This window comes from Leptolyngbya sp. GGD (genome assembly GCF_026735145.1).
GTDB lineage: Bacteria > Cyanobacteriota > Cyanobacteriia > Leptolyngbyales > Leptolyngbyaceae > Leptolyngbya > Leptolyngbya boryana.
The window spans coordinates 130,389-142,564 of sequence record NZ_JAPQKE010000005.1 but is presented as its reverse complement, the minus strand read 5'-3'; the positions used below and the strand labels follow the sequence as shown (position 1 = coordinate 142,564).

Here is a 12,176-nt window from a genome sequence, read left to right as displayed (position 1 = left end):
GGGAATACCACCTTGGATTTGCCAATGGAAAAATGAGGGGGCGATGTCAAGGGAGCATTTCCTGAGTATAAGCAATTTCACGGGGAACGCCTTCAAATAGTTCCCGCTTTACAAAAAATTTAAGAGGAATTACGGGTTTGGTGATTGCTGATAATCTCCCGATTTTCCTCCCGTTTTGCTCAGCAAGCAAATTTGTTCGATCGTAATGGATTTCTCGAGCGCTTTCGCCATGTCATAGAGCGTCAAAGCCGCAATAGAGGCTGCTGTCAAAGCCTCCATTTCAACGCCCGTCTCTGCTTTGATTTTCACAGTGGCTTGAATCTCAAATCCGGGAAGTTCGGGCACGGCAATAATATTGACTTCGACTTTTTGAATCGGGAGTGGGTGACACAATGGAATTAAATTGGATGTTTGCTTCGCTGCCATGATTCCGGCGATTCGGGCTGTGCCTAGAACATCCCCTTTCGGACTATTACCCGACTCGATCGCCAGTAAAGTTTCGGGCTTCATCCGCACCCGCGCGATCGCTGTTGCTTGTCTTATCGTTGCAGATTTAGCTGATACATCAACCATCTGCGCTTGTCCTTGAGCATCAAGATGAGAAAGTGTTGAGGAATTTTCAGAATTTTTTGTCATTTGGAGCAGATTGTTGTATATTGAATAAGTGCTGACAAGGGCTTGTAGCTCAGTGGACTAGAGCACGTGGCTACGGACCACGGTGTCGGGGGTTCGAATCCCTCCTAGCCCGTTTAATATTTTAGGGGTGTTGATGAGACACCCCTTTAATGTTTTAAAGGCAATTTTCCTGTTCCACACTATTTTATTTTCTGACTTATACTTTTTATCCAAAATCCAAAATAAAAACCCCTAACTGCTGTGAGGGGTTTTCAACGATCGCTGTTGCGACAATTACTGCGCGACACGACCTGGTTCAACATAAGCAGCCCGCGGTCTGCGAGTGCCGGTTGCTGCGCCTGCAAGAGATGCAGCTAAGCCCAAAAGTGAACCAATCACAAATGACCAACCTGCGGTTGCAGTCGTACCTGCGATATTTCGGGCATCTTGAGCGCTGATATTGGGCGCTGCATTCGGATCGACATTCGGCACTCCAGTTTGAGGCAAAGCCGCCCCTGCAACATTTGCCGCTGTTGTAGCTGCTAAGCCAAACGCGCCTGATACACCACTCGCTAAAAGAAAAGCACTCAACGCTAGGGTCGTTGCCCAAAGAATTGCCCCATTCAGCAAAGCCGTACTTCGGGTCATCGGACCGCAAGCCCGTGCCATAATCCAGCTTCCAATAAACAGAGAAATCAGTAAGCTAATCGTTGCCCAGATGCCAACTGCTGTACCAACTCCACCTGCGTCAGAGCGGGGTGCGCCCGAATTTGCGATCGAGGTTGCCCCAATTGCTGCACCCAGTGCACTCAAAATCAACTGCGAAACTAGCGCGACAAATAAGCCAGCGAGAATCGGACCCCAACGAACCCGATCATGATAATCAGCTGCTACAGGAATGACAGCCGCTTCAGTTACAGGACGATTAGTATATGCCATTGTAAATTTGCTCCTCGAACAAAATAGTCATTTGCAAAGAAATTACGCTTGCCTAAGACTATATGGGCTGCTCAATGGAAATCACTCTATCGAGAGTGAGATGACCTTGATCCATCATTAGAAAGAAATTCTGCGGGATCAGCAAATTTTTACGGTAGTCCACACTGCAGTGATCAGAAAAAAAACGCCAGATTGAACAAGATTAATCGTCTCAGTATTCATCTCGATACCCTATTACAGCAGGTGTAGCTAGAGTTTTGCCTACTGCTGAAGTTCTACCTGTCTAGGGTGGATGTTCTTGTGCAAATCTGCATTTGTAGCTTGTAGTCCTTTTCCTATCAGTCTTTGAATACCATCAAGAGGGTGTTTCACGCATTTATCGCGTACTCGATGTCAGCTGTGACAATCGCAAGGTATGATCCGATCACTAGATTTTTAAGCACATCTGGTGTAGGTAAGATCATAGAATTTATCCAGGTGAAGACTGCCCTTTGATAGAAGTGCTCGCAAATAATTGCAATGTTTCATCGAACATCTGAACACGCTAGTTTCTGATCGACTTGACGTTCCTCGTAATTGTTTTATAGATTCTCGTATGCTCACAATGACTCGAATTCGTCGATCAATATTGCCACTGACTGTCTTGCTTTGGGCAGGATTGATGCCTTCGTTGGCGTTTGCCCAGTCTCAAGATACTGAACTCGATAAGCTCCTCGAACAAGGGCGAGAGTTAGTCGATCAAAAGAAGTGGACTGAGGCGATCGATGCCTTTCAGCGAGCTTCGTCGATCGATAATCGTAATGCTCGAATCTTTTCTGGCATGGGTTACATTTACGCTCAGCAAGGAAAGTTTCAGGAAGCCGCAGATGCTTATCAGCAGGCAATTACGCTAGAACCTGCAAATGCAGATTTTGTTTATGCATTGGGATTTAGCCTGGCGAATTTGGGCAATGATAGTGCGGCGGCAACTGCTTATCGTCGGGCGACAGAATTAGACGCTCGCAATGTCAACGCGTTTTTGGGTTTGGGAACGGTACTCGCACGTCAGGGGAATTTGTCGCAAGCTTTGGCAGCCTATCAGCAGGCTATAAGGCTCAATAGCCGAAATGTAGATGCACAAGAATCAATGGGGCTAATCCAGATTCAACAAGGGCAGATTGATCAAGGAATCGCTACACTTCAAAGGGCAGCTCAGCTTGACCCAAGACGAACCAGTACTCAAATTGGTATAGGGATTGCTTTGTTAAGTAAGGGAGATTCGACGGCTGCTTTGACTGCATTCAATCGGGCAGTCAGATTAGATCCAAATAATTCAAAGCTGCATCTTCAAATCGGCAAGATTCTTCGGGAAGTCGGGAATAATGCAGCAGCTTTAGCCGCGTTTCAGCGATCGGTCAATTTGGATCCAAATTCTGTTGAAGCACAATTTGCTCTAGCAGAAACAGCTTTAGAACAGAAAGAAACGATGCGGTCGATTATGGTATTTCGAGAAGTCATCAAGCTAGATCCAAATAATGCCAGTGCCTATTTCCAGTTAGGCACTGCGTTGAAGGCGCGTGATTTTCCAAGAGACGCGATCGAGGCATTTGAACGCGCTAAAACACTGTTTGAGGAGCAGGGCAAAGCAGAAGATGCGAAACGTGCAGAAGATGCAATCGAGCAAACAAGACGATCTTAAATGAATGCACGATTGGGCTGCTCGATCGTGCTGGATCAATCACAGCAAGCAACCGGAAGAATGCGTCTCGGCTCCGCTCAACCTATAACTCTAAGAGCGTCGCGGATTGAGTAAAGCCGAAACTAAATCTCACAACGGTTCTAACGAATTTTACTGTCCTCGATTTCGATTTGAGTCGGGGGCAATTTTGGTTCTGAAGATTTGGGGGCTTTGCGAGATTCACTCGCATCCTTCACCATATCCGTTGCCTGTTTGAGAAGATCTTTCAGCAACTGCTTGACTTGCCGTTCCTTCTGAGCCAAAGCTATTCCTGCCTCTCCCATTTTTTGGTCTAGCTGAGCCATCTTCTGATCAGCTTGAGTCTTTGCAGCTTCAGCTTGCGGGCGTGCTTTGTCGTACCACTCTCTCGCTTCATCGAGATGAGCTTGTGCCCGATCGTGATAATCTTCTGTCCGCGCTGCCAAGTTTGCTCTGAGAATTGCCAATTGCGCTTGAACCTGAGCATATCGTCTCTTCAACAAAGTCGCTTCCTCGCTATTGCGAATCGATTCAATGGTTTGTTCAATCTGCTCTCGAACTTCGGCTGACATATCTTTCGCTGCGTCTTTCAGTCCATGCATTCCCGCTTCTACTTCTTGCTCAAGTTCCTCTTCTTGCTCGGATAATTGCGATTGTAATTGCTTCACTTGAGCTTCGGTTTCTGCAATTTGCTGCTGCCGAGTGCGACTAATCCCTTCAATCACGCCTTCAACAGATGCAGTAATGTCTTCTTTGACTTGAGTTCCGCTTTCTTGCAGGCTGCTTGCAGCACTGGAGAAGGCGTCTTTCACCAGCGATCGAATATCTCCTGTACCGGATTTCAGTTCTGACATGACCTGAGCGATCGCGTTGCGCATGATTTCCCGAATCCGATCAGCACGCAGTTGTCCAACTTCTTTGGCTTGTTGCAAATCTGTTGAAATTTTTTCTTTGGCAGAATTAGTCATACCATCCTCTAATTAAAAACTTTTTCAAATCTCTGTCTTTATATTGACGAAGCAGTTTTAAAACACCCTCTTTCTTAGGGTTAATAAAAAAGCCCCTAGCATTGCTAGGAGCTAATTTTTAGATCAGAGAGACAAACAGATTGAGATTGCAGAATTGCAATTAGAATCTAATCCCAACGCCACCCTGTAAGCTCAATGAACCAGCGCCACTTCCTTGATAAGCATTGATGCCATATTTTGCATCACTGTAGACAACTACGCCTCTCGTAACTTCCGATTCAACACCTACAGAAAGAACGGCTGCATCTTTGTTCCCCATTTGAGAAGCTTGACCATCTTTCTGAACGAAACCGTAGCCTGCGCCAGCATAAACGTTTGTGTTTTTAGCAACAGGAAGGTCGTAAGTTAAGGAAGGAATGATCACACTGTTGTTGCCATTAAACAAGACAGAGCCGCGAACAGAAACAGGAGCATTCGGAACTGCAAATCGTCCTTGAATATTACCTCCGAATGTGGCTGCATCATTATCACGTCCACCATTGGTAATACCTGCTGCAACCCCTGCACCAACGTAGCTACCATCGAAGCGAACAGGCTGAGCAGAAGCAGCACCAGCAACAAACAAAGGCGAGAGAACGAGTGCGGAAAGGGCAGAGAGAGTTGCAACCGACTTAAGAGAGAGTTTCATGACTATATCCTAGAGTAACTGAAGATTTGATTGAGAGCTTTTTTCTCAGATTTCTTACTTTAATAGTCGTAAGAAAGAGTGTTTTTGTTCCTAGAAACTCAGCAACTTTTTGTCTTTATTTACAAGCGGTTGATTTGCTGATTTGTCTTTAGAGGAACGGTGAGTTATCGTGTACAAACCGTATCGATTTCTCATATCTAATTTGTATCGTTAGGGCGCTTAGATTATCTAGAATAATGGTCTGTTCTTCAACTGTCACATAATAGAATATGACAATTTTTAAGGAACAAAAAAATAGGAATGCTGTCAGGTTTTTAACTGAATAAAGCATTCCTATTAGAAGTTTTAGGCGTAAATATTTAGCGTTGAAGTTCGGTTATCTTCATACATAAGTTGTACGTTTGAAGAAGATTCCTAACCTTAAAGGCTGAAGATAACTACGCTCATCACTCGGGTGATTTCGGAAAGTTGTAGTAGTCTTTTTTCATGAATGCTCTGTCTGCTGCTAAGAAGAACACTCAGATTGATTGCATTGGTATACTTTTCGAGCGAGACTTTCACAGATGTATTGCTTTCAATCAGTTCAGCTCTAACTGCACCAAGTTCCCTAATTTGAACGATGGAGCGAAGTCGAACCGAACAAGACGCAGATTTTTAGAAAATGCGCACATGCTTCCACAGCTGTATTGAGATAAATTTCACCCTAATACAGCTTCAGACCGTCCTAACTCTGAATTTGTTCCGATTGATTCCGCTCTAGCTCAGACACGTGCAATAGCGATCGCGTCCTTCCGCCTTTGCTTGATACAACGCTTTATCTGCTGCATTGATCAACAACTCTGGAGACGTAATCACACTCGGAATCGTGTTGGATACTCCCAGGCTCACTGTCACCGTGTCGCAGACCTTGGAAGCCGTGTGAGAAATTTGCAAATTCTTCACCCCGGTCTGAATATCCTGTGCAACTAAAATTGCGCCTTCTTGATCCGTATTAGGCAAAATGACGGCAAATTCTTCACCCCCGTATCTGGCAGGTAAATCGATCGCTCTTTTTGCCGCATTCTGAATGACCTGTGCGACTTGGCGTAAGCAATCATCGCCCGCTTGATGCCCATACGTATCGTTATAGAGCTTAAAGCAATCGATATCGCACAAAATCAACGACAACGGCAACTGTTCGCGCAACATTCGCTGCCATTCTTGCTGCAAATACTCGTCAAATCTGCGGCGATTTGCGACCTGAGTCAGGCTATCGATCGCGGCTAATCGTTGCAGTTCATGATTCGCCGTCTCAAGCTGTTGATAAAGGCGAACTTGCTGAATCAATCGTTTCACGCGCTGCCGCAATACTGCCCAGTGAATCGGCTTCGTGATGTAATCAACCGCTCCAACTGAAAAGGCTTTATCCACTGAATCTTGGTCTTCCAGTCCTGTGATCATCAGAACCGGAGTACGACGTATTCCACTCATTTCTTGAATGCGACGGCAGCAGGTAAAGCCATCGATCGCAGGCATAATGGCATCGAGCAAGACCACATCCGGGCGAACCCGCTCGAACACACTCAGACAGGTATTGCCATCGTGTGCCTCAATTACTTGATAGCCATCTTGCTCCATCGCTTGACGCACACCGAGCCGCATGGTTTTATCATCATCTGCGACTAAGATTAGCGGGGGATTATGGAAAGAGGGCATCATTTCTGGCATTGCTGAAGTTCCAAATGTAGCGAAGCCTGGACACGATCGTACTCGGCTTCTAATTGGCGGACTCGAAAAGCGACCTGTTCTAGCGTTCCCAGACTCAGGCAGGATTCCAACGTATCGCACTGCTCAACCATTGCTGTTGCTCCAACACGCAGACTGCTCGATCGCAAACGGCGAACCATCTGATGTAGGGTTCGCACATCCGTTGATTGAGTGGCCTGCTGGAGCCGAGCAACCCAAAGTCGGGTATCGCTAAGATACTGATTGATCAAATCAGAAGAGAGAGTCGATCCGGAATCGTGGGTCAAGTCACGAGACAGCAGAACAGCAGGATCAGGGTTTGGATCTGAGGGAGCAATTGAGAGAGAGGATGGCACAGAAGCAGGGGGAGACTCTGTGGAATCGAGATTGCTCCGCTTGAGTACTGATCGTGCAACAGGGATACACTTGCTGAGAACAAATTTTAACGCATCAACCCGGATCGGTTTGCTTAAATAATCATTCATTCCTGCATCTAGACAGAGTTGGCGATCGCCTTCCATCGCATTTGCAGTCATGGCAATGATATAGGGCTGAACTGGAAATGCACCCGATACAATCTTCCGGGTCGCTTCTAAGCCGTCCATTTCCGGCATTTGCACATCCATGAGAATGACATCATAGACTTGACGATCCAGAGCAGATAAGACTTCTAGCCCATTGCCTGCAACGTCTGCGCGATATCCTAATCGGGATAGTAAATGTAAGGCCACTTTCTGGTTGACGACGTTATCTTCTGCCAGCAGGATTCTCAGCGGTTGAGATCGCGGTGTGACCTGCGGAGATTCTTGCGTGAATTCGACATTGGCAATTGGCTCGATCAATTGAGTTGCATTGGAGTCAGCTGCACGTGTGCAAAGCGTGAAGTAAAATGTTGAACCCGGTTGAGATGAATGTTGAGTGGCAACAAAGTTTTGAGGAGGACATCCTCCGATCGCACCTTGGCTTTCGACCCAGATACATCCCCCCATCATTTCACTCAAACGCCGACTAATTGCCAATCCTAAGCCCGTTCCACCATATTGACGACTGGTTGAGGAATCGACTTGGCTGAATGATTTAAAGAGTCGTGTCATCCGCTCCGGTGGAATGCCAATCCCTGTATCCCTGACGGCAAATTGCAATCCCAACGATTGCTCACTAGGAAGTTGAGCACAGTGAACGATTCTAGTCGTCTTGCAGACAGATGCCATGTTACAAGGGGGTGCAAGTGTGACTGAAACGGTAATTTCACCTTGCTGCGTAAATTTAACGGCGTTACTGAGCAGATTGACGAGAATTTGGCGCAGGCGGGTGACATCTCCCACGACCATCTTGGGAACATCGGGTGCAATTTGATAAGTGCAAGTCAAGTTTTTCTCGATCGCTTTAGGACTCAGCAAGTCGATCGATTCGGTGACGCAGGCTTTCAAATCAAAGGGCTGTTGCTCAAAATCGAGTTTGCCAGATTCGATCTTGGAGAAATCAAGAATGTCATTGATAATCGTCAGCAGAGAATCGCCACTGTTGCGAATCGTTTCCACAAAATCTCGCTGCTGCTCGGTCAGTTCCATCTCTAGCAGTAAGCCCGTCAAGCCAATGACGGCATTCATCGGAGTCCGAATCTCATGGCTCACCGTTGCTAGAAATTCACTTTTTGCACGGTTTGCGGTCTCGGCAATCTGTTTCGCTTGTTCTAGGGCTAAATTTTGTTTCGTGAGTTGCTCCCGTTGCAGTCGTTCTTGTTTGAGGAGTCGAGATTGTTCGATCGCGATGCCAACTTGGTCGGCAACGGCTTCGAGCAGTTCAATTTCGTCGTCTTTCCAAGCGCGCAATCCTTCACATTGATGTAAGCAAATCAGCCCATTGGGGACATCTTGATAAGAGGTGCGAACGGCAAGCATTGATTTGATGCGGGCGCGCTCACAGAGCGGTAGAGTAGAGCGAAGCAATGGATCGCGTTGCACATCTGGGGAAGAAATTGCCCGATCGCAGTTTAGAACTTTCTGGGTATGAGGATTGCCTTGAATTGGGACTTCAACCTCCTGCATGGAATCGCAGCCTCGCTCCAGATATTGCGCCACCACCGGAATTTTTGGAAAGACTGTATCGAGCTGAGACATGGCAAAGCCGGACGCGATCGCATCTTCTTCACGCTCGATATAGGCATGTAGCAAACAGCGATCGACCCCAAACGTTCTGCCAATCTGAGTCACAGTGGTTTGAAAAATCTCTTGTGTATCGAGGCTTTGGCGGATCTCTTGCGTAATTTGCTTTAATAAGTGAGCGCGTTGGATCTGAAGTTGCAGCGCTTCTTCTGTGCGAATACGTTCGGTTACATCAGTTTGAATTCCAATATAGTGAGTCACCTGTCCGTGCTCATTCATAATCGGTGAAATCGATAACTCATTCCAAAACACGGTTCCATCTTTCCGGTAGTTGCGAAGCGTAACCGTACAGTCTTCGTTTTCTTTAAAGGCTTGACGTAACCGCTCGAGCGCATCCTTTTCTGTTGCAGCGCCTTGCAGCAAGCGGCTATTTTTGCCAAGAACATCGACCGCAGCATAGCCTGTCATTCGCTCAAATCCTGGATTGACGTAGATCATCGGATTATCCAACTGAGTTGGGTCGGTAATAATGATCCCGTTACTGCTCGCACTAATCGCGCGTTCTAGAACTTTGAGGCGAATCTCAGTCTGTCTCGTTTCAGTAATATCTCGACAGACGGAAACGACCCCTTTTTCAGTTTGTGTCAGGGAAACTTCTTCAAAGAAAGTACTGCCGTCTTTGCGCTTTGCGATCACCTGTCCGCGCCATTGTCCTGTCTGTTGCAGAATCGGGCGAATTTCCCGCTCAATACGCTGACTTTCTTCGGGGTAGTACAGCGTTTTCCAACTTTTCCCAATCAGTTCTGTCCGACTGTAGCCAAACATTTCTAGATGAGCATCATTGAGATACAGCAATTTTCCGGCATCGCTGAGAATCGCAATTCCATCTAAAGCAGCTTCAACTGCGATCGATTGCCGCCAAAGTGCGGCTTGCAACTCTTGTTCCGAACTTTCGACACGAGACGATCGCCAATAATACCAAAACCCAACTCCATTTGCGATCGCGGCGAAGAAAGCCGCCCCTCCAAAGACCCATTCGAGACTCACCGCCATTTTGCCTGCCAATTCCACAATTCGTAATTCGTACATTTAGCTGACAAAACAGCCAAAATCACGAACATTTTGGTCACGCCTCAACTGAGAACACTGTTCTCAGTTTTTCTTTTTATAGTCTATGGAAAAATTCCTCGATCGTTAATTCTCGGAATCTTTAGGTTCAATGACTAGGTCGGGTAATCCTTCCAATTTTTCTGTTGGAATTTCGGCTTCTGGATCTTGTAAAAACACGGTGAGTCCGGCGGGAACGCATTCCACCTCGATCGGGGTTGTCCCGATCATTTCTCCATCAACTACTACTTTCTGAGGGGGATGGGTTGTAACTTTGAAACGTTTGGATCGGACATAGCCAACATCATCTCGATCGGCTGGATTGCCGCTGAGGGCGGACTGAAGCAGATGATAAGTTGCCGCGATCGCGCTGGTTCGATTGGCGGGAGCCACGATCGTCAAATCCAATAATCCATCATCGATCACTAATCCGGCAGGTCCTTGAGCTAAGACTGAAGTGGCAGGCGCTGCGTTGGCGATCGTCAACGCCGATGCCGTAAAAGAAATTACGCGATCGTCTGTCTCCACTTCCGCTTCAAACTGTTCTAGCGTTTGTAACTTCCGCAGACCCGCTAAAATGTACGCTAAAATTCCGAATCGATTTTTCGCCTCTCGGCTCGCAAGTTGAACGGTTTCTGCCTCAAATCCGATGCCTGCCAGCAAGACCATCGGTAAACGATTACAGAATGCAACATCTACAATCTTGGTTTGCTGTTTCAGGATCGTTTCACAGGCAGCCTCGATTCCAGTTGGAATCCCTAACGCATTTGCAAACGCATTTGCAGTCCCACGGGCAATCACACCGAGAGGAATTCCTGTCCGAATGACGGCTGTCGCTGCGGTCGAAACCGTTCCATCTCCGCCAGATACAAAAAGCGCATCTACGCCTTGTTGCACCGCCTGCTTTGCCAAGTCGTCTGCTCCAATGTCAGGTGTTGTGAAATGGGTTTCAAACTCAAACTTCTGACTCAGAAGCTTTTGAATCAGTGCAAGTTCCTGTTCAGCGTTCCCCTGACCCGCGACGGGATTAAAGATCAAATGTGCCGTTTGCATACAATTCGGGTATAGAGATACTTTCTGGATATCACGGCTACGAAGCCATCTGGTTCTGACCTGCGGGAGATTTAAATGGCAAGATGAGAGAGATCTTCAATCTCCAAAACCTTATGTCTGCGGCATCCATGTACGAAGAAGAACACTTCGTTGTTCTTGAAACCAACCAGCCTGAAGCAATTCTAAGTGCAGCCGAACTGAGCGAAAAACTGCGATCAATTCTCGCAACTCGTCAAGACACGTTGTCCCCAGACCTTCAACAAGCAGGCACAATCGACAACCAGATTCGATATCTATTAGATACGACCTGCGAGTTGGATATGGCGCCGGGCGAGTATTTACAGTGGTATGCGGTGCGGTTGGAGAAATGAGCCGTTATCCAGCCATTTGTACGTCTTCGATCGCAACACTTTCACTCGGCAATTCCAAGCAGTACCCTGCACCATAGACGGTTTTGATATAGCGAGGATGACGGGGATCTGGTTCAAGCTTGGTGCGCAAATGGCGAACGTGAACGCGAATCGTCTCAATATCGTCATCAGGATCATAACCCCAGACTTCTTTGAGAATTTCGCTCGGTGAAACAGTTTGTCCATGCCGCTGAAGTAAGCAATGGAGCAACTCAAATTCTAGATGCGTCAGTTTTACAGTTTTGGCAAACCAGATCGCCTCAAACCGCTCAGGTACGAGGGTCAGGGGTCCATAGCTGAGAATTTCTGAGTGTTTCGCCGCTTGAGGAATGCGATCCGTCCGTCTCAGCAACGCCCGCACCCGCGCCAACATTTCTTCAACTTCAAACGGTTTTGTTAAATAGTCATCTGCGCCAGCGTTAAAGCCTTCCACTTTATTCTGGGTCTGACCCAAGGCAGTCAGCATCAGGACGGGAATGTCAGCCGTTCGTTCATCTCGGCGAATGCGCTGGCAGATGGTGAATCCATCGACTTGAGGCAGCATGAGATCCAGCATGATTAAGTCAGGCTGAATTTGGAGAGCAAGGGCTTGTCCACGAATGCCGTCCGACGCTTGGTTCACATCGTAGCCTGCCATTTCTAGATTGACAGCGACGAGTTCTGCGATCGCAGGATCATCGTCGATTACAAGGATACGCGGCATGATTAAATCTCTTCTAACTAAAGGAGGTTGAATGATTGTGGAAGTCGAGGCTCAAAAATAGTTAAGAACCTTGTTCAGATTATACGCAAGGATCTTAATTCCTTCGATATATAAAGTTAGTCTCATAGAAAAAATAGAGCAAAAAGGACTTTTTTTCAAATCTAAAT

Annotated in this window: 10 protein-coding genes and 1 tRNA gene; 3 read left to right on the top strand and 8 right to left on the bottom strand. The window is 46.8% G+C overall.

Translation table 11 applies throughout. From position 1 onward, the window contains the following. Window positions 1-129: 129 nt before the first annotated feature. Window positions 130-636, bottom strand: coding sequence for a cyclic pyranopterin monophosphate synthase MoaC (gene moaC, locus OU814_RS22490; RefSeq protein WP_268242157.1), 507 nt, complete (start codon window positions 634-636; stop codon window positions 130-132). Window positions 637-674: 38 nt separating this feature from the next. Between moaC and OU814_RS22485 the strand changes: the two genes are divergently transcribed. Beyond that, a tRNA-Arg gene (locus OU814_RS22485) sits at window positions 675-748 on the top strand. Window positions 749-909: 161 nt separating this feature from the next. Here the strand turns inward: OU814_RS22485 and OU814_RS22480 are convergent. Then, window positions 910-1,554, bottom strand: a complete 645-nt coding sequence (locus OU814_RS22480; protein ID WP_017291380.1) for a hypothetical protein — start codon at window positions 1,552-1,554, stop codon at window positions 910-912. A 604-nt stretch (window positions 1,555-2,158) separates the two neighbouring features. Between OU814_RS22480 and OU814_RS22475 the strand changes: the two genes are divergently transcribed. Next, on the top strand, window positions 2,159-3,232 hold the full coding sequence (locus OU814_RS22475) for a tetratricopeptide repeat protein (protein WP_026149033.1): 1,074 nt from the start codon (window positions 2,159-2,161) through the stop codon (window positions 3,230-3,232). A 140-nt stretch (window positions 3,233-3,372) separates the two neighbouring features. On the opposite strand, the gene OU814_RS22470 is transcribed toward OU814_RS22475, so the two are convergent. The 5 genes from OU814_RS22470 to OU814_RS22450 all read right to left on the bottom strand — a co-directional run bounded on the left by OU814_RS22470 (window position 3,373) and on the right by OU814_RS22450 (window position 10,896). Further along, a complete protein-coding gene (locus OU814_RS22470; RefSeq protein WP_017291382.1) occupies window positions 3,373-4,218 on the bottom strand; it encodes a hypothetical protein in 846 nt (281 codons plus the stop codon). A gap of 160 nt (window positions 4,219-4,378) precedes the next feature. Then, a complete protein-coding gene (locus OU814_RS22465; protein ID WP_017291383.1) occupies window positions 4,379-4,906 on the bottom strand; it encodes an outer membrane beta-barrel protein in 528 nt (175 codons plus the stop codon). Window positions 4,907-5,662: 756 nt separating this feature from the next. Next, window positions 5,663-6,604, bottom strand: a complete 942-nt coding sequence (locus OU814_RS22460) for a GGDEF domain-containing response regulator (protein WP_225885669.1) — start codon at window positions 6,602-6,604, stop codon at window positions 5,663-5,665. Further along, entirely contained in the window at window positions 6,601-9,825 is a 3,225-nt protein-coding gene (locus OU814_RS22455; RefSeq protein ID WP_190652536.1) for a PAS domain-containing hybrid sensor histidine kinase/response regulator, read from the bottom strand. The genes OU814_RS22460 and OU814_RS22455 overlap by 4 nt, the downstream gene beginning before the upstream one ends. 105 nt (window positions 9,826-9,930) lie before the next feature. Beyond that, window positions 9,931-10,896: a YegS/Rv2252/BmrU family lipid kinase gene (locus OU814_RS22450; RefSeq protein ID WP_268242156.1), complete on the bottom strand. Its 966-nt coding sequence runs from the start codon at window positions 10,894-10,896 to the stop codon at window positions 9,931-9,933. Between the two features lie 113 nt (window positions 10,897-11,009). Between OU814_RS22450 and OU814_RS22445 the strand changes: the two genes are divergently transcribed. Further along, window positions 11,010-11,267: a chlororespiratory reduction protein 7 gene (locus tag OU814_RS22445; RefSeq protein ID WP_017291387.1), complete on the top strand. Its 258-nt coding sequence runs from the start codon at window positions 11,010-11,012 to the stop codon at window positions 11,265-11,267. Between the two features lie 4 nt (window positions 11,268-11,271). Here the strand turns inward: OU814_RS22445 and OU814_RS22440 are convergent, their stop codons facing one another. After that, window positions 11,272-12,009, bottom strand: a complete 738-nt coding sequence (locus OU814_RS22440; RefSeq protein WP_268242155.1) for a response regulator transcription factor — start codon at window positions 12,007-12,009, stop codon at window positions 11,272-11,274. Window positions 12,010-12,176 lie beyond the last annotated feature (167 nt).

Excerpts from the sequence above, each read along its gene's own strand:
- OU814_RS22450 (WP_268242156.1), bottom strand. The coding sequence starts at position 10,896 with ATGCAAACGGCACATTTGATCTTTAATCCCGTCGCGGGTCAGGGGAAC.
- OU814_RS22455 (WP_190652536.1), bottom strand. The coding sequence starts at position 9,825 with ATGTACGAATTACGAATTGTGGAATTGGCAGGCAAAATGGCGGTGAGT.
- OU814_RS22470 (WP_017291382.1), bottom strand. The coding sequence starts at position 4,218 with ATGACTAATTCTGCCAAAGAAAAAATTTCAACAGATTTGCAACAAGCC.
- OU814_RS22475 (WP_026149033.1), top strand. The coding sequence starts at position 2,159 with ATGACTCGAATTCGTCGATCAATATTGCCACTGACTGTCTTGCTTTGG.
- moaC (WP_268242157.1), bottom strand. The coding sequence starts at position 636 with ATGACAAAAAATTCTGAAAATTCCTCAACACTTTCTCATCTTGATGCT.
- OU814_RS22480 (WP_017291380.1), bottom strand. The coding sequence starts at position 1,554 with ATGGCATATACTAATCGTCCTGTAACTGAAGCGGCTGTCATTCCTGTA.
- OU814_RS22465 (WP_017291383.1), bottom strand. The coding sequence starts at position 4,906 with ATGAAACTCTCTCTTAAGTCGGTTGCAACTCTCTCTGCCCTTTCCGCA.
- OU814_RS22460 (WP_225885669.1), bottom strand. The coding sequence starts at position 6,604 with ATGATGCCCTCTTTCCATAATCCCCCGCTAATCTTAGTCGCAGATGAT.
- OU814_RS22445 (WP_017291387.1), top strand. The coding sequence starts at position 11,010 with ATGTCTGCGGCATCCATGTACGAAGAAGAACACTTCGTTGTTCTTGAA.
- OU814_RS22440 (WP_268242155.1), bottom strand. The coding sequence starts at position 12,009 with ATGCCGCGTATCCTTGTAATCGACGATGATCCTGCGATCGCAGAACTC.